15 protein-coding genes are annotated in these 18,550 nt (G+C 75.6%); 5 read left to right on the top strand and 10 right to left on the bottom strand.

Annotated features, from left to right (window positions below; all coding sequences use genetic code 11):
* Positions 1-47 precede the first annotated feature (47 nt).
* The 6 genes from AB7J25_RS06330 to AB7J25_RS06305 form a co-directional block, all read right to left on the bottom strand.
* On the bottom strand, positions 48-650 hold the full coding sequence (locus tag AB7J25_RS06330) for a NuoB/complex I 20 kDa subunit family protein (protein ID WP_428506022.1): 603 nt from the start codon (positions 648-650) through the stop codon (positions 48-50).
* Positions 650-1,021 carry an NADH-quinone oxidoreductase subunit A gene (locus AB7J25_RS06325; RefSeq protein ID WP_428506020.1) on the bottom strand — a complete coding sequence of 124 codons (372 nt, stop codon included), beginning with the start codon at positions 1,019-1,021 and terminating at the stop codon, positions 650-652. The genes AB7J25_RS06330 and AB7J25_RS06325 overlap by 1 nt, the downstream gene beginning before the upstream one ends.
* 290 nt (positions 1,022-1,311) lie before the next feature.
* Entirely contained in the window at positions 1,312-2,634 is a 1,323-nt protein-coding gene (locus tag AB7J25_RS06320) for a geranylgeranyl reductase family protein (RefSeq protein ID WP_428506018.1), read from the bottom strand.
* A gap of 254 nt (positions 2,635-2,888) precedes the next feature.
* The gene (locus AB7J25_RS06315) at positions 2,889-3,575 is read right to left on the bottom strand and encodes a demethylmenaquinone methyltransferase (protein WP_428506016.1); all 687 of its coding nucleotides are present in this window, start codon (positions 3,573-3,575) and stop codon (positions 2,889-2,891) included.
* A 128-nt stretch (positions 3,576-3,703) separates the two neighbouring features.
* Positions 3,704-4,813 (bottom strand): glycosyltransferase, encoded by a 1,110-nt coding sequence (locus AB7J25_RS06310; RefSeq protein ID WP_428506014.1) that lies wholly within the window; start codon positions 4,811-4,813, stop codon positions 3,704-3,706.
* A gap of 3 nt (positions 4,814-4,816) precedes the next feature.
* On the bottom strand, positions 4,817-6,019 hold the full coding sequence (locus AB7J25_RS06305; protein WP_428506012.1) for a glycosyltransferase family 4 protein: 1,203 nt from the start codon (positions 6,017-6,019) through the stop codon (positions 4,817-4,819).
* Positions 6,020-6,951: 932 nt separating this feature from the next.
* On the opposite strand from AB7J25_RS06305, the gene AB7J25_RS06300 reads away from it, so the two are divergent.
* On the top strand, positions 6,952-7,764 hold the full coding sequence (locus AB7J25_RS06300; protein WP_428506011.1) for an inositol monophosphatase family protein: 813 nt from the start codon (positions 6,952-6,954) through the stop codon (positions 7,762-7,764).
* Between the two features lie 78 nt (positions 7,765-7,842).
* A complete protein-coding gene (locus tag AB7J25_RS06295; protein ID WP_428506009.1) occupies positions 7,843-8,694 on the top strand; it encodes a DMT family transporter in 852 nt (283 codons plus the stop codon).
* Here AB7J25_RS06295 and AB7J25_RS06290 read toward each other — a convergent pair.
* Positions 8,669-9,148 carry a DUF3592 domain-containing protein gene (locus tag AB7J25_RS06290; protein WP_428506007.1) on the bottom strand — a complete coding sequence of 160 codons (480 nt, stop codon included), beginning with the start codon at positions 9,146-9,148 and terminating at the stop codon, positions 8,669-8,671. The genes AB7J25_RS06295 and AB7J25_RS06290 overlap by 26 nt on opposite strands.
* 79 nt (positions 9,149-9,227) lie before the next feature.
* Between AB7J25_RS06290 and AB7J25_RS06285 the strand changes: the two genes are divergently transcribed.
* The gene (locus AB7J25_RS06285; RefSeq protein ID WP_428506005.1) at positions 9,228-10,469 is read left to right on the top strand and encodes an isochorismate synthase; all 1,242 of its coding nucleotides are present in this window, start codon (positions 9,228-9,230) and stop codon (positions 10,467-10,469) included.
* A gap of 151 nt (positions 10,470-10,620) precedes the next feature.
* Here AB7J25_RS06285 and menD read toward each other — a convergent pair whose 3' ends face one another.
* Entirely contained in the window at positions 10,621-12,396 is a 1,776-nt protein-coding gene (gene menD, locus AB7J25_RS06280) for a 2-succinyl-5-enolpyruvyl-6-hydroxy-3-cyclohexene-1-carboxylate synthase (RefSeq protein ID WP_428506003.1), read from the bottom strand.
* Between the two features lie 68 nt (positions 12,397-12,464).
* Positions 12,465-13,175, bottom strand: a complete 711-nt coding sequence (locus AB7J25_RS06275) for a PIG-L deacetylase family protein (RefSeq protein WP_428506001.1) — start codon at positions 13,173-13,175, stop codon at positions 12,465-12,467.
* Between the two features lie 93 nt (positions 13,176-13,268).
* Between AB7J25_RS06275 and AB7J25_RS06270 the strand changes: the two genes are divergently transcribed.
* Complete coding sequence (locus tag AB7J25_RS06270) at positions 13,269-15,104, top strand: alpha/beta fold hydrolase (protein WP_428505999.1); 1,836 nt, start codon at positions 13,269-13,271, stop codon at positions 15,102-15,104.
* Between the two features lie 17 nt (positions 15,105-15,121).
* A complete protein-coding gene (locus AB7J25_RS06265; RefSeq protein ID WP_428505997.1) occupies positions 15,122-17,746 on the top strand; it encodes an ATP-binding protein in 2,625 nt (874 codons plus the stop codon).
* Here AB7J25_RS06265 and AB7J25_RS06260 read toward each other — a convergent pair.
* The gene (locus AB7J25_RS06260; RefSeq protein WP_428505995.1) at positions 17,718-18,512 is read right to left on the bottom strand and encodes a hypothetical protein; all 795 of its coding nucleotides are present in this window, start codon (positions 18,510-18,512) and stop codon (positions 17,718-17,720) included. The two genes, AB7J25_RS06265 and AB7J25_RS06260, sit on opposite strands and share 29 nt — an antisense overlap.
* Positions 18,513-18,550: the final 38 nt, after the last annotated feature.

Here is an 18,550-nt window from a genome sequence, read left to right as displayed (position 1 = left end):
CTGCTCGCCTCCGGTGGTGGGCTTGCCGGTCCCGTTGCCGCCCGCGCTCACGCTCCGTCACCCCCCTGCATGAGAGCCGCCTGCTCCCGCTCCTCGCGCAGCTTCTTCGGCGCGTACTTCACCGACGACGGCACGAGCGGCGTGTGGTAGCCGCTCTCCGCGAGGGCCGCGGCCCGCTTCGGGCCGAGCGGCTCGTCCATGATCTTGGCGTGGATCTTCAGGATCGCGTCGATGAGCATCTCCGGCCGCGGCGGGCAGCCGGGCAGGTACATGTCCACCGGGACGACGTGGTCGACGCCCTGCACGACCGCGTAGTTGTTGAACATCCCGCCCGAGCTGGCGCAGACGCCCATGGCGAGCACCCAGCGGGGCTCGGGCATCTGGTCGTAGATCTGGCGCAGCACGGGCGCCATCTTGTTGCTCACCCGGCCGGCGACGATCATCAGGTCGGCCTGCCGGGGGGAGGCGCGGAAGACCTCCATACCGAAGCGCGCCAGGTCGTAGCGCGGCGCGCCGGTGGTCATCATCTCGATGGCGCAGCACGCCAGCCCGAAGGTGGCGGGCCACAGCGAGGACTTGCGCGTCCAGTTGACCAGCTTCTCGACGTTCGAGAGCAGGACGCCGTTGGGGAGGTGCTCCTCGAGTCCCATCAGTTCCAGTCCAATCCGCCGCGGCGCCACACGTAGATGTAGGCGAAGCCGACGGTCACGATGAACAGCACGATCTCCACCAGCCCGAACAGGCCCAGGGCGTCCGCGGTCACCGCGAACGGGTAGAGGAAGACCATCTCGATGTCGAACAGGATGAACAGCATCGCGGTGAGGTAGTACGCCACCGGCATGCGACCGCCGCCCACGACGGGCTGCGGCGAGGGCTCGATGCCGCACTCGTAGGCGTCGAGCTTCGCGCGGTTGTACCGACGCGGGCCGATCAGCGGCGCGCTCGCCACCGAGAACAGCGCGAACGCCGCGGCCAGCGCGAACATCAGCACCAGCGGGAGGTAGGGATCGAGCAACCTCATCACCCTTGTCGTGGTCGTCGCGGTCGTCGCCGTGCCGGCGTGCGGAAATCTAGTGCGCCGCCGGCCCCGGCCGGAGTCAGGCATGCCTAACTTCGGCACGTCCGGTACCCGTGACCAGCGCCGTCGGTTCGCGCCACGGAGCGTGAGGGCCGAGGTGGTGGTCTCGGGCGGGCACCATCATGCCGCCTTGTGAAGTCTTTCACGAGCCCGGGGCGCCTACTGGGCGCTGCCGGAGGTCGGTTCGGCGCCACGTACGGGTAAAACCCGCACGCCACGGGCAACTCGACGCGTCAGACGCTCGGCGCAAGGCGCGTCATCGCGGTGATGACGCGGTCCGACAGGTGACCGTCCTTGGGGTCGTACAGGTTGGCCAGCAGCTTGAGGATGAAGCGCATTAGGGTCTTCCGCGGCAGCCCGTGCTTCGTCGCGAGGCCCATGATCGCCGGGTTGCCGATCAGCTTCGAGAACGCGTTGCCGATCCGGTAGTAGCCGCCCAGCGCCTGGCTCATCGCCTGCGGGTAGTAGGCGAGCGCCGCCTCCCGCGCTGCGCCGGAGCGGGCCAGCGCCTGGACGGCGCACCGCGCCGCGATCGACGCCGACTCCATCGCGTAGGCGATCCCCTCGCCGTTGAACGGGTTCACCATGCCGCCCGCGTCACCGACCAGCAGCATGCCGGGCCGGTAGTGCGGCACGCGGTTGAAGCCCATCGGCAGCGCCGCGCCGCCCACCGGGCCGACCGCGTTCTCGTCGCGGTAGCCCCACTCCTCCGGCGTGCCGTCCAGCCAGGAGCGCAGCAGCTTGCGGTAGTCCGTGTTGCCGTAGGCCTTGGTGGTGGAGAGGATCCCGAGCCCGACGTTGGACGTGCCGTCGCCCATGCCGAAGATCCAGCCGTAGCCGGGCAGGAGCTTCGGGTTCGCGGGATCCGAGCGGTCCCACAGCTCCAGGTGGCTCTCGAGGTAGTCGTCGTGGGTGCGCGGGGAGTTGTAGTAGCGGCGGACGGCGACCCCCATCGGCCGGTCCTCGCGCTTGGCCATGCCCAGGCTCAGCGCCAGCCGCGCCGACACGCCGTCGCAGGCCAGCGTGAGCGGTGCCCGGAACGTCACCGGCCGCTTGTCGCGGCCCTTGCCTGCGTGGCCGCTCGCCCCGACGACGCGGCCGCGCTCGACCACCGCCTCGGTGATCGTCGTGCCTTCGTGCAGGCGCGCGCCCGCCTTCTCGGCGTGGCGGGCCATCATCTCGTCGAAGTCCTGGCGCGGGCGGACGGCACCGAAGTTCGGGAACGTGGCGAGCGTCGGCCAGTCCAGCTCCAGCGTCACCCCGCCGCCGACGACGCGCAGACCCTTGTTGTGCAGCCAGCCGTTGCGTTCCGAGCAGTCGATGCCCACGTCGATGAGCTGCTTCATGCCACGCGGGGTGAACCCGTCCCCGCACACCTTGGGGCGCGGGAAGGTCGACTTCTCCAGCAGGAGGACGTCGAGCCCCGCACGGGCCAGGTACGTGGCAGCGGTGGAGCCGGCGGGGCCTGCGCCGACGACGAGGACGTCCGCGGTGCCGTCGGGGCTGCCGTCGGGGCTGCCGTCGGGGCTGCCGTCGGAGGTGGTGGGGCTGGGCAATGCGGGCTCCTTGTGAACGCGTTCACGAAGTCGGCCCGAGTGTACGGGGCCGATCGGCGGACCCGACGTGCGCGCGGGGGCGCCGCGGGCGGGGCGCGTCGGGGCCGCCGCGGCCGCCGGCGGGCGGGCGCGGCCGCCGGCGGGCGGGCGCGGCCGCCGGCGGGGCCGCGAACGGCCCAGATGGGAAATGGGATCTCCCGATCGGGCCGTTCGCGCGGAGGGCGGGGGTGGGCGGGGCGGAGGGCGGGGGCCGTTCAGGGGCGGCGCGCGCGGTGCAGCGCCACGGCGCCGCCGGTGAGGTTGCGCCACGCCACCTTCGTCCAGCCCGCGGCACCGATGCGCGCCGCGAGCGCGGCCTGGTCCGGCCAGGCCCGGATCGACTCGCCCAGGTAGCGGTAGGCCTCCGGATTGCTCGACACCCGCTGCGCCACCGCGGGCAGTATCCGTTCCAGGCCCGCGTGGTACGCCACCCGGAACGGCGTCCAGGTCGGCGTGGAGAACTCACACACGACCAGCCGCCCGCCCGGCCGCGTCACCCGGGCCAGCTCGCGCAGGGCCTGGTCGGGGTCGGCGACGTTGCGCAGGCCGAACGAGATCGTCACCGCGTCGAAGGCGCCGTCCACGAACGGCAGGTGCAGCGCGTCCGCCGCCACCTTCGGCACGCTCCGGTGCGCGCCCGCGCGGAGCATCCCCAGCGAGAAGTCCGCGGCCGCGCACCACGCCCCCGACCGGGCCAGCTCGACGGTGGACACGGCGGTACCGGCAGCGAGGTCGAGTACCCGGTCCCCCGGGCGCACCTGCAGCGCCGCCCGGGTGAGCGTGCGCCAACGGCGGTCCATCCCACCGGTGAGCACGGTGTTGGTGAGGTCGTAGCGGCGGGCGACGCCGTCGAACATCGCGGCGACGTCGCGGGGGTTCTTGTCGAGGTCGGCGCGGCTCACGACGAGCACGCTACGCCGGACCGGCCGGAGCAATCGGTACGGGAGGTGACCGTGTGCCGACCGACCGTGTCCGTCCCGCCGGCGCACCTCCCGGGCCCGCTGCCTGCCGGGCGGGCGCGCGGCCGGCCTCAGCAGCTGCGCAACGCCACGAGCATCCGGTCCACCGACGCCGGCCAGCCGAACTGCTCGGCCCGCGCCCGCGCGGCCGCCCGGCGAAGCCCCTCGTCCGCGGCGAGCAGGGTCGTCACGCCTGCGGCGAACGCGGCGGGTGAGTCCGCGGCGGCCGCGCCGCACTCGGGGCGGACGATCTCCGGCAACGCCGACGAACGCGACACCACCACCGGCGTCCCGCTGGCCAGAGCCTCCAGCGCCGAGAGCCCGAACGTCTCGTGCGGGCCGGGAGCGAGCGAAACGTCCGCCGAGGCGAGCAGCGCCGCGAGCCGGGCGCGGTCCGGGACGAAGCCGAGGAACGTCACCGGTAGCCCGACGGCGCGGCGCTGCAGCGAGGGACGCCGCGGCCCGTCGCCCGCGACGACGAGCCGGACACTCGCGCCCGCGCGGTGCAGGGCCGCGACCGTGTCGATGCTGCGCTCGGGATGCTTCTCCGGCGAGAGGCGTCCCGCGTGCACGAGCAGGCTCTCGGCGCCCGCGGAGAGGTGTTCGCGCAGGTCCTCGTCGCGGTGTCGCGGGGAGAACGTGCTGAGGTCGACGCCGAGGGGTACCTGGGCGACGTTGGCCGCACCGATGCGGTCGAACTCCGCGCGGGCGAACGCCGTCGTGCACACGACGGTGTCGTACGCGGCGGCCATCCGCGCGTTGGCGACGTCCGCGACCCGGCGGGCGGCACCCGAGGGCAGGAGGAACTGGCTGAGCAGCCGGTCGAGCCGCTCGTGGGAGATCACGACCCCGGGCAGCCCGCGCCGGGCCGCCCAGGCGCCCAGCCCGCGCAGGGTGAGCCGGTCGGAGACCTCGATCGCGTCCGGCCGCAGCGCCGAGAGCAGCCGCTGCACCCGCCACGGATCGACGGCCCGGTAGCCGCCGGTGGCGGGCAGCCGAGGCGCGGCGATCGTCACGCGGCGGATCCCGCCGGGCAGCTCCTCGTCGGTGCCGCGGGGGCCGGGAACGACGAGCACGACCTCGTGGCCCCGCTGCGCGTACCCCGCACCGAGGTGGTGCAGCGCGGTGCGCAGCCCACCCGAGCGGGGGCCGTAGAAGTTCGCGAGCTGGACGATGCGCACGGCTCAGGCGGCCCGGTCCGTCGGTGCCGGGGCGCCGGCCCAGGTGTCGGTCCACCACGACTCGCGTCGCGCGGGGACGAGCGGATCGGCGATCACGGCTCCGTAGTGGACGAGCAGTTCGTCGCACACGGTGGACCAGGTCCGACGCAGCACCGAGCGGCGCGCCGCCTGACCGAACCGGGTCCGGACCTGCGGGTCCAGCAACACCTCGACGGCCCCGCACAGGGCGTCGTCGGCGGCCCGGACGCCCGCGTCGTCACCGTCGTCCGGCCGCGGGGGCACCAGGAAACCGGTGCGTCCGGGCAGGACGAGGTCGCGCGGCCCGCCCGCGTCCGGCGCGACCACCGGCAGGCCCGACGCGAGCGCCTCCTGCACGGCCTGGCAGAACGTCTCCGACGGCCCGGTGTGCACGAACACGTCCAGCGAGGCGTAGACCCGGGCGAGGTCGTCGCCGTCGCGGAAGCCGAGGAACGCCGCCCCCGGCAGCTCGGCCCGCAACCGTGCGGCGCTCGGCCCGTCGCCGACCACGACGACCCGGATCCCGCGTGTCCCGGCGAGCGCGGCCAGCCGCTCGACCTGCTTCTCCGGCGCAAGACGTCCCACGTACCCGACGAGGACCTCGCCGTTCGGGGCCAGCTCGGCGCGAAGCCGCTCGTCACGCTTCGACGGGGTGAACCGGCGGGTGTCGACGCCACGGCCCCACCGGTGCACCCGCGGCACGCCCCGCTCGCGCAGCGCGGCGGTGGCCCAGCTGGACGGGGCGAGGGTGCGGTCGGCCTGGGCGTGCAGGCGGCACGTCCAGCGCCAGGCCGCGCGGGCCGTCAGGCCGAGGCCGTAGGAGGAGGCGAAGCCGGCGACGTCGGTCTGGTAGACCGCGACGGTCGGGATCCGCAGCCGCCGCGCCGCGACCAGACCCCGGTGCCCGACGACGAACGGCGCGGCCAGGTGCACCACGTCCGGCCGGAACGCGCGCAGCGTCCGCAGCACGCGGCGGCTCGGCACCCCGACCGGCATCGAGTTGACCACCGGCAGCTCGACCGCAGGCACCCCCACGACGGGCACGCCCGCATGCTCGCCGTCGGCGCCCGGGGCGATCACCAACGCCTCGTGGCCCCGCGTGGACAGGTGTTCCAGCACCCGCAGGATCGAGTTCGTGACGCCGTTCACGACGGGCAGGAAGCACTCGGACACGATCGCGACACGCACGGGGGGAACCTGCCCCGCGCAGCCGCCCTGGGACGGTCGGTGACCTGACAGGTCGCGGAACAGGCGGCCAACAGCACGTGCTGGCTCGCCGGCGTTCTTTGGCCCGGCCGCCGGTGCTCCCGGGGCTGGCCCCGGGCAGGGGTGCGGGCTCCGCTCGGCCCGGGAGTAACCGCAGATCCCCGGCAGCCTCCCCCGGCGCCGCTGCTGCTCTCCGGGCGTCACCACATCCCCGGCACCCCACCCCCGGCGCCGCGACTCCCGACCGTTCCCTGCGGATCCCCGGCGCCCCCGCCGGAATCTCCTGCCCGGCATCTCGTATCTCCTGCCTGCATCCCGCCGCTTCCGCGGTCCGGCGCCGTCAGGTGGCGGGCGGCCCCCCACCGCATGGGGACACCTCGCAGAGGCAGGCCCCTCCTCGCAGGGCGCCGGTCCCAGCCTCGCAGGGATCGCGCACCCCTCGCAGGGCGCCGGTCCCAGCCTCGCAGAGATCGCGCACCCCTCGCAGGGCGCCGATCCCCGGCCTCGCAGAGATCGCGCACGCCTCGCAGGGCGCCGATGCCGGCCTCGCAGGGATCGCGCACGCCTCGCAGGCGCCCCCGCCCCGCCTCGCAGAGGTTCGGTACGCCTCGCAGGTGCTGCAGCCTCTGCGAAGCGTCCCGGAGCTCTGCGAGGCCGCTGGTTCCTCCGTCCGGAACCGATGGGGACTCGCGGCCGCCGGGGAACCCGTGCAGTCCACGCGCCGCAGACCGCAGCACCCGGGCCGTCACCCCACCGCCCACCCGGCCACTCACACCAACCCGGGCCGTCACCCCACCGCCCACTCACCGCACCCGGGGCCGGGCACGCTCGCGCAGCGCGTGTTGCCGCGGTGATCCGCGACACGTCACCTGCGGGTCGCCGCCGAGTCATCGGCCGCGGTGACCCTGGATCCCGTGCCCGCGCCCTCCGTGCCCGCCACCGTCCCCCCGGCACCACCGGTGGACCCCGCCCTGCTCTCCCGCGCCCTCGAGATCGCGGGCCGGCTCGCCAACGACGCCGCCGAGGTGATCACGGCGACGCTCGGGCGCAGCGCGGGCGAGTACCCGTTCGACTGGATCACCCAGACCGACCGGACCCTGGAGCGGCACACCCGTCGCGTGCTCGCCGCCGAGTTCGGGGCCGTGCCGGTGGTCGGCCGCGTCCCTGACGCTGCCGAACCGTGCCCGTACCGCTGGGTCGTCGGCGGGCCCGGCGACACCCGCTGCGGCACCGCGAACCACGTCTCGGGGTTCGGCTGGTGCGCTTTCGGCATCGCGCTGGTCGACGCCGCAGGACCCGTCGTCGGTGTGATCGCCGACCCGGGCCGCGCGCAGATCTACGCCGCCGCGCGCGGGCGCGGGATGCGCGCCAACGGTGTGGTGGTGCGTCCCGCGGAACGCGAGAGCCCGGGCGGACCCGTCTGCTGCGAGGTCGCGGGACCCGCCGCGCCCGGTCTGCTGCGGGCGGCCGGGCCGCGGGCCCGGGTCGTCGGCTCGGCGGCGTTGGCGATCACGCAGGTCGCGCTCGGCCACGCCGCCGCGGCGGTCGTCGACACCCACCGCGAGAGCGACGTCGCCGCCGCGCTGTGCCTGGCCGGGGAGTCCGGTGCCGAGGTCACCGACGCGGACGGGCGGCCCGACCCGCTGCCGTCCGGTCCGCTCGTCGTGGCCCGGCCGGCGGCGCTCGACACCGTGCTGGGCTGGTGGCGCGCCGCGGTCGCGACGTAACGTCGGGTCATCGCACCGACCGCAACGACGCAGACCCCGGCGCCCACGCTGGCCGTCAGGGCGACGCCGTTCCTGTTCGTGGTGATCTGGGCGTCCGGCTTCGTCGTCGCCAAGTACGCCGCACCGCACGCCGAACCGCTCGGTTTCCTCGTGCTGCGCTACACGTGCGTCGTCGCGCTGATGGGCGTGCTGGCGCTCGCGTTCCGGGCGCCCTGGCCGCGCGGGCGGTCGATCCTGCATCTCGCCGTCGCCGGCGTCGGCATCCAGGCGGGCTACCTCGGTGGCGTGTGGGTGGCGGTGGCGCACGGCATGCCCGCGGCGGTCGCGGCCCTCGTGGTGAACCTGCAGCCGGTCCTCACGGCCGCCTTCGCCGCGATGATCGGCGAGCGGCTCGGGAAGCTGCAGGTCACCGGCCTGGTGCTCGGCTTCCTCGGCGTGGTGCTCGTGGTCGCCGAGCGGCTCACCACCACCGGCGTCACGGCGTTCACGCTCGGCTGCACCGTGCTCGCCCTGCTCACGATCACCATCGGCACCCTCTACCAGAAGCGCTTCTGCCCGCAGTTCGACCTGCGCACCGGGCAGGTCGTCCAGTTCGCGGCGTCGATCGCCGTCACGGTGCCGTTCGTGCTGGCCTTCGAGACGTTCCGGTTCGACTGGACGCCGGAGCTGTTCGGCGCGCTCGCCTGGTCGGTCCTCGTACTCACCGGCGGCGGCGTCTCGCTGCTGTTCCTCATGCTCCGCCGGGGTGCCGCGGCGCAGGTGACCAGCTACTTCTACCTCGTCCCCGGGATCACCGCGCTCATGGCGTACGCGCTGTTCGGCGACACGCTCGGGGGGCTCGCGATCGCCGGGATGGCGGTCGCGGTGCTCGGGGTGGCGATGGCTACGCGCCGATCATCGCCGATCACGAGGAACGCGCCCGCCGGATGAGGTGCGCCGTCCCGCCCAGGACGAGCCACACGACGGCGAGCCCGCCCGCCATCGGCGCGATCCCGTCCACCCAGCTGCGGCCGGCAACGCGCACCAGCTCGGGATCGGTGACGTCGTACTCCACCGCCACCGCCTGACCCGCGACGAGGCCCCGCGGGTACGACACCCCGTTCGGCGGCACCACCGTCTGACCGCTCGCGGCCGTGAACCGCACCAGCGTCCGCGACCAGGACGAGCCGTCCAGCACCTCCGCGGTGGCGACCGCCCGGTTGCGCGCGATCGTCGCGTCGTCCATCGCGGCCCCGACCAGCGCGAGCCCGCCGAGGACCGTCAGCAGGACGGCGACACCCAGCACGATCTCCGGCAGGCTGCGTCGCACGATCGCCCACGCCGGGCGCACCTCGGCGACGAGCTCGTCGAGCGTTCCCGCGGCGGGCGGCAGGGGGCCGGACACCCCGGCGAGTCTACGGGTGTGGCCGGTACCTCCCCGGGCCCCCGGTCCCGGGCGGCGCCGAACCTCCTACCCTCGAAGCGTGTCCGTCGCCCCGTCGCCGCTCACGATGCGCGTGCGCACGCGCCCGGTGGAGGATCCGGGGCGCCTGCTGGACCTGCTCCCGAACGCCCGCAACCCCCTGTCCTGGGTGTGCGGGGCGGACGGCCTCGTCGGGTGGGGGGAGGTCGCCCGCTACACCGGCTCGGGTGCGAGCCGCATCCGAGGGGCGGACGCGTGGTGGCACCGGTTCGTCTCCCGCCTGGACATCCGCGACGAGGTCGGCGGCCCCGGCACCGGGCCCGTGGCGTTCGCGAGCTTCACGTTCAGCGCCGAGTCCGAGGGATCCGTGCTGGTCGTGCCCCGGGTGGTCGTCGGGCGCCGGGACGGGCAGGCTTGGGTCACCGAGTTCGCCGCCGGAGACGGCCCGTCCGCGGTGCGGTCGGTGCGCCCCGTGCGCAGCAGCGGAGCACTGCGCTACATCGACGGCACCGCTCCCATCCAGCGGTACCGGGCCGTCGTGGCGGAGGCCGTCGCCCGGATGCGGGCGGGTGAGCTGAAGAAGGCCGCCCTCGCCCACGACCTCTTCGCCCAGGGCGACACCCCGCTCGACGCCCGCTTCCTGCTCGCCGGCCTCGCCCGCCGCTACCCCACCTGCTGGGCGTACTCGGTGGACGGCCTGGTCGGCGCCACTCCCGAGCTGCTCGTGCGCCGGATCGGCGACATGGTGCAGTCGCGGGTGCTCGCCGGCACCGTCTGGCCCGACGGCCGCACCGAGAACCTCGCCGAGCGCCTGATGGACTCCGGCAAGGACCGCGTCGAGCACGCCTACGCGGTGGACTCGCTCGCCGCCGCGCTGCGGCCGCTGTGCGCGACCCTGGAGGTGCCGCCGGAGCCGCGCGTGCTCGCGCTGCAGAACGTCTCCCATCTCGCGACGGACGTCCGCGGGCGGCTGCACCCCGGCTCGCCTGCGTCACTCCTGCAGCTCGCGGACGCCGTGCATCCCACCGCGGCCGTCGGCGGCACGCCCACGCCGGTCGCGCTGGCGCTGATCGACGAGCTCGAAGGGATGGACCGCGGGCGCTACGCGGGCCCCGTCGGCTGGGTGGACGCCCGCGGCGACGGTGAGCTCGGCGTCGCGCTGCGGTGCGCACAGCTGGAGGGCCACTTCGCGCGCCTGTTCGCCGGGTGCGGGGTGGTCGCGGAGTCCGACCCGGACGTCGAGGTGCGCGAGGCGGCGGCGAAGCTCCTGGCGGTGCGGGAGGCGCTGGAGGGCGTGGGCTGACCCGCGAGTTCCGCATCCCGCGGCCGCGAGTTCCGCATTCCGCGGCGGCGAGTTCCGCATTCCGCGGCCGCGAGTTCCGCATTCCATCAGGACGTCTGCCACCCGCAGTCCCGCGAGTTGCGCATCCCGCCCCCACCAGTGGCGCATCTCGTCAGACGACCGCCGCCGCCACCGCCGCCCGCAGCGCGGCGTGGCCTGCGCGTAACCTCGCCCGCTCCCCCCGGACCTCGACCAACCGCACGCCTGGAGCGGGGGCCAGCGCCTCGGGCAGCTCGGTGAGATCGGTGCACGCCCGGTGCGTGACGCCGAACGCGTCGCACAGCACGCCGAGATCGACATCGTGCGGGGTGCCGAACACCCGCTCGAACGCATCGGCGTGTTCCGGTGCGCCCTGCTCGAGCAGGCCGAAGATGCCGCCGCCGCGGTCGTTGAGGACGACCAGCGTGACGTCGGGGCGCGGCTCCTCCGGACCGCTGAGCAGACCCGTGGTGTCGTGGAGCAGTGTGAGGTCGCCGAGCAGCGCGTAGGCGGGGCCGTCGTGGGCGAGCGCGGCTCCGCAGGCGGTCGAGACGGTACCGTCGATGCCCGCGACCCCCCGGTTGGCCAGCACCGTCAGCCCCGGACGGGGAACGGCGGCCAGCGACACGTCCCGCACCGGGTTCGACGAGCCGAGCGTCAGCAGCGCACCGGTGGGGAGCGCGGCGACGAGCGCGCGAGCCAACCTCAGGCCTCCCGGGGCGACGGGGTCGTCGAGGGCCGCGTCGAGCGCCGCGGCGGCGGCCTTGTCGGCGGCCTCCCAGCCGGCCAGCCACTCGTCGGGCGGCTGCAGCGGCGGCAGCGAGCCGACGGCGCGGACGGTGCCCGCGACGTCAGCCCAGGGTGCGGGGCCGTCCAGGGCGTACACCGCGACCTCCGGATCGGCGAGCAGGCGCTGGACGGCGCGGTGCAGCGTCGGGCGGCCAGCGACGACGACCTGCGCGGGCCACAGCGATCCGATCGGGCTGCTCACCCCGTCTGACGAAACGCGCAACTCGCCGCCGCGGAATGCGGAACTCGCCGCCGCGGATTGCGGAACTCGCGGCGACGAGAGGCGCAACTCGCGGGCCAGGCCCAACAGCCACGGGCCAGTACGGACCACCCCGGGCCCGATGGATTCGACAAGACGGCCTGACGAGATGCGCAACTCGCGGGACCAGGGGGCGGCGGAGGGTTCGGCGATCACCGGCACTCCGGCGGCCGCGACCTCCGCCGGCGCCCCGTGACCGGCGACGATCAGCGTCGGCGCGGCCGGGTCCAGCGGCAACGGCGCCGACGACCGCCGCACGGGCGCCACCGCGGTCCAGGGGGCGCCGCCGGGACGCCCCGACGGGACCTCGCCACCGTCCGGGACGAGCGGCTCGGCGAAGGGGAGGTTCATGTGCACCGGCCCCGGCAGCCCCGTCGCGCCCGTCGAGGCGGCGACGGCGCGGCACACCTGCGACCGCCACACCCCGTGCCAGGCAGCGTCGCCCGCGTTCACGGCGAGCCGCACGGCGTCGCCGAACATCCCGGGCTGGACGACGGTCTGGTTCGCCCCCGTCCCGATCATGGACGGCGGGCGGTCCGCGCTGAGCACGAGCAGCGGAACGCCCGCATGGGATGCCTCCAGCACCGCGGGGTGCAGGTTCGCGACGGCGGTGCCCGAGGTGGTGCACACCGGCACGGGCCTGCCGGAGCGAACGGCGAGCCCGAGGGCGAGGAACGCGGCCGTGCGCTCGTCGACGCGGACGTGCAGCCGCAGGCGCCCCGCAGCGTCGGCGGCGTGCAGGGCGAACGCGAGCGGCGCGTTGCGCGAGCCCGGGCACAGCACGGCATCGGTGACGCCGCAGCGCACGAGCTCGTCGACGACGACGGTGGCGTGCGCCGTCGACGGGTTGGCAGGGTTCACGGCGCCGAGACTAGGCCCGGCCCGGTGCGCCCCGGGGCGCACCGGGTAGGGCCTCGGGACAGCAGGGATCAGGCCGGGATCAGCTCGAAGGAGGTGGCGAGCGCCGCTCCCGGCATCTGCCCGGCGACCTGCTCCGCCTGGCCGCGCAGGAACTGCGCGGGGTCGGCCATGTCCCCGGACAGCGCGGCGAGGTAGGCGCGGTGCGCGGCCAGCGAGGCGACGGCCCGGTCGAAGTGCGCTCCGATGTCGACGCCGTGCATGGCGAGCGGCGAGGCCGCGACGGCGGTCCACCGGGTCCCCTGCCACGGGTCGCCCAGTTCGGGGAAGAGCCACCGGTTGGCGGCGTCGCGGACCGCGTCCAGGACGGCGCGGCCGACGGCGACGTGGTCGGCCATGTTGCGGTGCCCGCCGGGGAACGTGTCGTGATGGTTGCTCGCGATGACCATCTCGGGGCGGTGGCGGCGGATCGCGGCGGCGATGTCGCGGCGCAACGGGATGCCGTACTCGATCAGGCCGTCCGGGTGGTCGAGGAACTCGACGACCTTCACCCCGACCTCGGCGGCGGCGGCGACCTGCTCGGCCTCCCGCAGCGGGCCACACTCGGCGGGCGGGAGGGTGTCGATCCCGGCCTCGCCGCGGGTCGCGAGCAGGTAGACGACCTCCTTGCCCTGGTCGGTCCAGCGGGCGATGGCGCCTGCCGCGCCGTACTCCAGGTCGTCGGGATGGGCGACGACGGCGAGCGCGCGGGTCCAGTCCTCGGGTACCGGCGTGAGTTCCATGCGCTGATCCTCACATCGCGTCCGCACATCGTGCGGTCCGACCGCACGCCTCCCGGGCGCGGGACCACCCCGGCCCGCCAGAAGGAGGCACCGATGTCCACCGTCCACACCGTCCGTTCCGCGGACGGCACCACGATCACGTTCGAGCGGACCGGCTCCGGGCCGGAGCTCCTGCTCGTTGCCGGTTCGGTCTGCGACCGCACCTACTGGGCGCCGGTCGTCCCGGCGCTCGCGGCCCACTTCACGGTCGTCACCGTCGACCGGCGCGGCCGCGGCGACAGCGGGGACGTCGCGCCGTATGCGGTCGAGCGGGAGGCCGAGGACGTGCTCGCCGTCGTCGAGGCGCTCCGCGGCCCCGTTCACCTGCTCGGGCACTCCTACGGCGGCATCGTCGCCCTGGAGGCCGCGCGGCGCACCGGCGACCTGGCCACCCTGACCCTCTACGAGCCCGCGTACGGCCTCACGGGGACGATCCCGGAGGGGTTCGTCGCGGCCGTCGAGGCCCTCGTCGCGGCGGGCGAGCGGGACGAGGCGACGGCGCTGATGATGCGCGAGCTGGTCGGTCTGCCCGACGAACCGCTCGCCGAGCTGCGTTCCGACCCGGCGGCGTGGAAGCCGATGGCGGACTCCGTGCACACGCTGCCGCGCGAGCTGCGCACCGTGGGGACCTTCGCCTTCGAACCCGCCCGCTACTCCACCGTGACCGTCCCGACCGTCCTGTTGGCGGGCGCCATGAGCCCCCCGGACCTGCACATCGGCGTCGGGCTCGTCCGCGACGCCGTCGACGGGCGGGTCGTGACGATGGCAGGCGTGGACCACGAGGCCGTGACGACCGGCCCGGAGGTGCTCGTCGACGCGATCCTCGACGCGGTCCCCGGCGCATCGGGCATCGACGAGCGGCTGGTGGACGCGACCGTCGGCACCCTGGAGCTGTTCGGCGTGCACCTCGGCACGCGGCTCGGGCTCTACCGGGCGCTGCGCGACCGCGGCCCGCTCACCAGCGACGAGCTGGCCGCGGCGGCGGGCATCCACGAGCGGTACGCACGCGAGTGGCTGGAGCAGCAGGCGGTGGCCGGGTTCCTGACCGTCGACGACGCGGGCGCGCCGGCGGGCGAGCGCCGGTACCGGCTGCCCGCCCGGAACGCGGGAGCACTCGCCGACCCCGACGATCCCGCGCACGTGGCGCCGCTGGCCGACATGGTGATCGGGATCGCGGGCGCGCTCGGTGATGTGCTCGACGCCTACCGCAGCGGCGGTGGCGTGCCGTACGCCCGCTACGGCGCGGACTTCCGGCGCGGCCAGGGCGGGGTGAACCGCCCCGCTTTCCGCCGCGAGCTCACCGGCACCTGGCTGCCCGCGATGCCGGACCTGCACGCACGGCTGGCCGCGCCCGGCGCCCGGATCGCGGACGTCGGCTGCGGTCACGGCTGGTCGACCGCCGCGCTGGCGGCGGCGTACCCGCAGGCCGAGGTTTTCGGCCTGGACAGCGACCAGGCGTCCGTCACCGAGGCGAGGGTGTACGCGGCGGACTCCCCGGCCCGGTTCGCCGTCACCGACGCGGCCGAGATCGCCCGCCACGGCCCGTTCGACGCGGTGCTGCTGCTGGAGTGCCTGCACGACCTGACCCGGCCGGTCGAGGTCCTGGCCGCCTGCCGCGCCGCGCTCGCCGACGGCGGCGCGGTGGTCGTCGCCGACGAGAACGTCGCGCCCGACTTCACCGCGCCCGGGGACGTCCTGGAACGGATGATGTACGGCTGGAGCGTCTCCCACTGCCTGCCCGCCGCGATGGCCGAGGTGCCGTCCGCGGCGCTGGGCACGGTGCTGCGACCCGCCACCGTGGACGGGCTGGCCCGGGCAGCCGGTTTCGCCGGTGCGCAGCCGGTGGACGTCGACGCCGGGTTCTTCCGGCTCTACCGGCTGGACGGCTGACCCGCGAGACTGCCGGGGTGCTCGTGGGCCGGGACGCCGAGCTGGCAACGCTGCGCGCGCTGCTCCCGGCGGCCCGGCTCGTCACCGTCACCGGTGTGGGCGGGGTCGGCAAGACGGCCCTCGCCCACGCTGCGGCGCCCGCGGCCGCGGTGTGCGAGCTGGCCCGGGTCGAGCACGCGGACGACGTCGCGCCCGCGCTCGCCCGGGCCGCGGGATTCGGTTCGTTCGAGGCGACGCTCGTCGGGTGGGCGAACGGCGGGCACGAGCTCGTCCTGGACAACTGCGAGCACGTCCTCGACGCGGCCGCGGACGTCGCCATCCGGCTCGTGGCCGCCTGCCCGGGCGTGCGCGTGCTCGCCACCAGCCGCGAGCCCCTCGACGTCCCCGGCGAGCGGGTGCTGCCGCTGGCGCCGCTGCCGGGCGCGTCCGCCGTCGCGCTCCTGCTCGCGCGGGCCCGCGACCGGGGCGTCGAGCTGCCCGCGGACGCTGCCGCAGCGGAGCTGTGCCGTCGTCTGGACGGCCTGCCGCTGGCCATCGAGCTGGCCGCCGCGCGCACCCCGAGCCTCACGCCGGCCGAGATCCTCGGCCACCTGCGTGACCGCCTCGACGTCCTGGCCCGCCCGCGTGACCGGGGACCGGCCCGCCACCGCAGCCTGGAGGCGACGATCAGCTGGTCGTACGGGCGGTTGCCGGGTGGGACCCGCGAGGTGTTCGACCGGCTCGGCGTGTTCGGCGGCCGCTTCACGGCCGAGCAGGCCCAGGCGGTGGCCGGCCATCCCGGGGAGGGGCTGCTGCAGGTCGTGGGGCACCTGGACCTGCTGGTCACCCGGTCGATGCTCACCGCGCGCCGCCAGGACGGACGCAGCTGGTACGGCCTGCTGGACACGCTGCGCGCCTTCGCCCGGGCCCGCCTTGCCGAACGCGACGCCCTCGATGCGGCGCTGGACCGCTGGGTGGAGGCGCTGGTCACGACCGCGGACGACGTGTACCGGAGGTTGCGGGAGAACGCGCCCGATGCCTGGCGCGCCCTGCACACCGTCCAGGTCGACCTGCGCGCCGCGGCCCGGCGCTGCGTGGACCACGACGCCGGGCCGCACAGGGCCGTCGCGCTCCTGCGTCCCCTCGCGCTCACCGTGCACAGCGGGCCCGCCCGGCACGTGGCGGAGCTGGCCGAGGCGGCGCTCGCCCGGTGGTTCGGCACAGACGGCACAGACGGCACCGACAACACAGACGGCACCGACAACACCGAACGACCCGGACCCGCCGAGGCCGACACGGCGGCGGTCGCCGCCTTCGCCCGCCTCGCCCTCCACCAGCTCGACGCCGCCGCGACCCTCGCCGCGCGCGCACTCACCGCACCGCACGACGGGTTCGCCGCCGTGCTGGCCCGCCGCACCCTCGTCGTCTGCGACCTGACCTCCGGTCGCCTCGCGGAGGCCCTGCGGCGGGCCGACGAGGTGCTCGCCCTCACCGCCGCCGAGGGCGAGCCGGGCTGGGCGATCGAGACGGCGGCACTGCGGACGGTGGTGCTCGCCGCACTCGGCCGGCTCGACGACGCGCGCGTGCAGGCCGATGCCGCCCGGGCCGACGCCGCAGCGTTCGGCGCCCCGTCGCTCGTCTGCTGGGCGGAGCTGCACCAGAACTGCCTGCTGGCCTTGAGCGATCCGGCGGCGGCCCGTGCCGGGCTCGCCGCGCTGGCCGACCGCTGCCGGGAGGCCGGCTACCCGCTCGGCGAAGGAGCGGCACACCGCGCGCTCGGCGCCGTCCTGACCGTCGGGGGCGATCTCGCCGCGGCCGCCGACCCGCTCGCCCGCGCGCTCGACCTCTTCATGCGGATCGGGCACCCGACCCAGGTGCGGGTGACGCTGCGCTGGGCCGCGGTGCTCGCGGGCCCGGCGACCCGCGCGACCCTGGTCCGCGCGGCGGGCGGGGTCCGTGCCCCGGTGACCGAGATCCTGGACCGCGCCTGGCTCGACCCGCTGCTCGGGGCAGCACCCGTGGATGCGCCCTCGGTGACCCTGCCCGAGGCGGTCGCGCTCGCCCGCCGCGAGCTCGCGCTCGCGGCGGACCGGGACACCCCGGCCGCCGCCCCCGTCCACACCGGCACGGCGGAGGTCGGGATCGTGCGCGAGGGCGCGGTGTGGGCGCTGACGTACGCCGGCCGGACCGTCCGCCTCGCCGACGCGAAGGGCCTGCGCGATCTCGACACCCTGCTCACCCGGCCCGGGCGCGAGGTGCACAGCACCGAGCTGGCCGGCGCGGCGGTCACGCAGCCCGACACCGGCGAGGTGCTCGACGCGCAGGCCAGGCGCCGCTACGAGGCCCGCATCGTCGAGCTGCAGGCGGAGCTCTCGGAGGCCGAGGAGGCCCACGACCGCGGCCGGGCCGAGTCGGCGGGACTGGAGCTCGACCTGCTCGTGGACCAGCTCGCCGCGGCCCGCGGGCTCGGCGGGCGCACCCGCCGCGGCGGCGGGACGGCGGAGCGGGCCCGCACCGCCGTCACGTGGCGGATCCGGGCCGCGATCCGCCGTGTCGACGCGGTGCACCCCGACCTCGGCAGGCACCTGCGCGCCACCGTCCGCACCGGGCTGTGGTGCCGCTACGACCCCGATCTCAGCCCCGTGCCCGGAACCAGAGCGTGAACCGCGTGATCGGCAGGAACCCGAAGAGCCGTTCCGCCCCCGGCCGGGAGTCGTCGCTGAACAGCGCCACGGCAAGCCGGTCGGTCAGCGGCGCGAGCCGGGACCGCACCATCGCCGCCCAGCAGCCGCGGTGGCGGGCGTGGCGCACCGTGGTGCCGAGGGTGAGCAGCACGAGCCCGTTCGCCTCGGTTCGGGAACCCACCGTCACGGCCTCACCGTCCAGGTAGCCGACCTCCAGGTGCATGCCCGCGCCGAGCACGCGCTCGTCGAACAACGCGCCCGTCCGGTACGGCTGGAGGTCGGCGAACGGGTAGCCGTCGACGATCACCCGCTCCGCGTCCCGCAGCGCCGCGGCGGCGCGCACCCGCTCGATCCGCAGGCCCGGGACGGGCAGCGCGTCGGGCAGCGGTGCGGCCGGGCGCAGGTGCATGGGCGGGTGCCCGGCGAGCTGCCATCCACGAGGGTGCAGGTCGGGTGTGGGCCAGGCGGACAGCAGGTACACCGCGCCGGTGCCGCTCCCGACGGCGGCCTCGATGCCGTCGAGCACGTCCTCCGGGTCCGGCGGGAGGGGCCGCAGCAGCGTCACCGCGTTGCCGAGCCCGGCCGGACGGCCGAGGTCGGCGACCGCGTAGGCGTCGGTACGCCACGCTGCGCCACCCATGGCCGCCACCACGGGCTCGAACGCCGCGGCCTGCGCGAACACGAACCGCCGCAGCAGGGTGTCCTCGACCGGTGTGTCCGGCTCCCAACCGGTGGTCAGCGCCATCGCGTCATCGTGCCGTGCTGCGCGCCGCTCGACGACCG

Origin of the sequence: Pseudonocardia sp. (assembly GCF_050246655.1) — a bacterium.
Classification (GTDB): Bacteria; Actinomycetota; Actinomycetes; order Mycobacteriales; family Pseudonocardiaceae; genus Pseudonocardia.
The sequence above is the reverse complement of the archived record's forward strand: the minus strand, read 5'-3'. Positions and strand labels throughout refer to the sequence as shown.

Excerpts from the sequence above, each read along its gene's own strand:
- AB7J25_RS06330 (WP_428506022.1), bottom strand. The coding sequence starts at position 650 with ATGGGACTCGAGGAGCACCTCCCCAACGGCGTCCTGCTCTCGAACGTC.
- AB7J25_RS06325 (WP_428506020.1), bottom strand. The coding sequence starts at position 1,021 with ATGAGGTTGCTCGATCCCTACCTCCCGCTGGTGCTGATGTTCGCGCTG.
- AB7J25_RS06275 (WP_428506001.1), bottom strand. The coding sequence starts at position 13,175 with ATGGAACTCACGCCGGTACCCGAGGACTGGACCCGCGCGCTCGCCGTC.
- AB7J25_RS06270 (WP_428505999.1), top strand. The coding sequence starts at position 13,269 with ATGTCCACCGTCCACACCGTCCGTTCCGCGGACGGCACCACGATCACG.
- AB7J25_RS06260 (WP_428505995.1), bottom strand. The coding sequence starts at position 18,512 with ATGGCGCTGACCACCGGTTGGGAGCCGGACACACCGGTCGAGGACACC.